2 protein-coding genes are annotated in these 2,341 nt (G+C 42.3%); one reads left to right on the forward strand and one right to left on the reverse strand.

The genetic code is table 11. The annotated features are described in order from the left end of the window. Positions 1 to 452: 452 nt before the first annotated feature. Positions 453 to 1,502 (reverse strand): IS110 family RNA-guided transposase, encoded by a 1,050-nt coding sequence (locus QVA83_RS16685; protein WP_061485967.1) that lies wholly within the window; start codon positions 1,500 to 1,502, stop codon positions 453 to 455. A gap of 195 nt (positions 1,503 to 1,697) precedes the next feature. Here QVA83_RS16685 and QVA83_RS16690 point away from each other — a divergent pair, with 195 nt between their 5' ends. Continuing rightward, entirely contained in the window at positions 1,698 to 1,982 is a 285-nt protein-coding gene (locus tag QVA83_RS16690) for a hypothetical protein (protein ID WP_014975558.1), read from the forward strand. The last annotated feature ends 359 nt before the right edge of the window (positions 1,983 to 2,341 follow it).

Raw genomic sequence — 2,341 nt, forward strand, 5'->3', positions numbered from 1 at the left:
ATAACACATATGAGCCTCCGGGCTGTCAATGAAAAAAGATAGTCCTTTGACCACTATTTCAAGATCAATACCGTTGCCTTTTTAGAACTCGTTTACTTCGTTTGTCATGGCTGATGTTAGGCAAATCGCCTACGTCAAACACATATAGAGGCTCTTGTTGTTGCTCTTTTCAATTCCTTTTGACTGGCAACGGCACTAGACATTCATCGGTTAACCTTCCTCTGTCCTATTCAAAGCTAAGTGGCTGCATTGACCAGTTAGTATCAGGTTCAGTGAAGGTGTAAGCAAATTCATAAAAAGGTAGTGATGCGCAACAGTGACATGTCTAATCAAACCAACAGGTTCTGGCATGCAGGTATATTTATCGATGCTGCTTTTGCGGAGTACTGCGCGATAAAAAAGATACTCACCATTAAACCAGTTAGACGTTTAAGCTCATGCCACCGTGCGACTTACCCGTTTAAAAAGCGTTCTTCATCGAATACCTGCTGATTCTTCAACATAAAATAAGTACACCGCCCGATTTTGTGAGCGAGTGCAGATAAAGCCTTCGCCTTGCTCATTCTCTTTTGAAGCTTTGCTAAATACCGTTTGGCGTTGTCATTACCTTTAAGGTACAACACCGCTGCTTCACTAAATGCCCATTTCAAATGTGCATTGCCAATCTTATTCCCCTGCGTACCGTGTGTTTTACCGGCCGACTCAGCTTTGCATTTTACTAACCGTGAATACGAGGCAAACTTTTGAACTGATGAAAACCGCTTAATATCACCAACTTCATACAAAATGGTGAGGGCTAGAATTTTCCCAATACCTGGAAACGACTTGAGAATATGTAAATCTGTAGCGCAGTGTGTCTGTGCCTGAGTCTTTACATAATGTTCAATCTTGTAGAGCTCACTCACCATGGTTTCGATAATGTTTAGGTTTAAATCCATGCTCTTCTGCACTGCTTCGTCTGGAAAAAAGTGGCGCATCTTTTCTCTATCAGGAGAGTTTCTTAGATCTAACCGCGTTTCTAATACGGGTAAGTTGTATTGACTGACTGTGCTGGCAACATGCGCTTTCAGCTGGGCACTCATTCGCATTATGTGCGTGCGCCGACGCAGCGCATCACGAATTGAGCGATGCTCCTTTGAATAAGCATGCGCTAGAGGGAAATTCCCTCCCCGCATTAGCTTCGCTATCTTTAGCGCGTCTATTTTATCGTTTTTCGTTTTACCGGCATGTATCGCTTTCATGTAAAGCGCGTGGCCAAGAATAAAATCAATATTGTGCTCTTCACAAAAGTCAGACACCCAATACCAACAGTGCATACATTCCACACCAACAACGATATTGCCTAGATATGGTTTTAGAAGCGCTAACAGTTTATCGGGTGAATCATCGATTTTTTCGTGAACGAGAATGTTGTTTTCATTATCAATGATGCAGACATAGAGCAGTCTTGTGTGAAGATCGATTCCACAATAGTACGGATGTGTATTAGTATAAAAGTTCATTGAGTTTTCTCCCTTGGTTTGGTCGCCTATTAGGATAAACTCTGTTTATGCTGATAGGGAGGAGGCTCAATGATTATCAAACCACTCAAGGCTCTCGCTTCTCTCGCTGGGACAGTAATACGTAGGCTCTGTCGCTCCGCTCCTAATTTTAGCCTACGTGTTACTGCCCCTTAGTAGGGTGTTAGGTTTTCATTCATGCCTATTAAAATATCTGATCATTTAAACAAAGATGACAATGGTAAAAGCACAGTTATCGCGTGGCTTTTACCAGACAACTGGCGTCTTCCAGATCAGATGAAAGCGTTTGAGAGTTGGTTGCAAGAAAATAGAAGTTTAGCCCCAAGTAAGTATTCAGCAGATATTGGCTTCTCCCCAAGGGAAGACGCATTGGGTGGTGGAGGTAAAGTGTCTATTGAATCCATGGAAATCATGCTTCGTTTAGGACTGGAGCTCTATTTATCAGAGTATCCAGAGGACTAGGATGTTTAACCACAAACCTAACAACTCAATAAACCCGCTCACTTCGTTCGCTGGGACGCATACACGCAGGGCGGCTTCGCCATTTTGCCCTACGTGCCTGCGCCCGTTATTGAAAAGTTAGCTGCCAGAAGGTGAACATGGACAAGACAACAAAAATGGAAGCTTTTTTTCTGCTCACTATCGGAAGTCTTTCATTGATTTCTAATTCGGTATGGGAGCCTTTCATGAAGAAAGAATCGATGAAAATAAGTGACGCTCAATTACAAGATGTTGTGAATCAGATTAATGAAATGGCACCAATATATCTAGACGAAATAACTCAGTTAAATCGCGTCCAGCTTGAAGATAGAACAATTGTT

It is taken from the genome of Alteromonas sp. AO-Serp, assembly GCF_017849675.1.
Taxonomy (GTDB): domain Bacteria; phylum Pseudomonadota; class Gammaproteobacteria; order Enterobacterales; family Alteromonadaceae; genus Alteromonas; species Alteromonas macleodii.

What these genes read in the sequence shown, in the direction of transcription:
- QVA83_RS16685 (WP_061485967.1), bottom strand. Translation starts at nt 1,502, where the DNA reads ATGAACTTTTATACTAATACACATCCGTACTATTGTGGAATCGATCTT.
- QVA83_RS16690 (WP_014975558.1), top strand. Translation starts at nt 1,698, where the DNA reads ATGCCTATTAAAATATCTGATCATTTAAACAAAGATGACAATGGTAAA.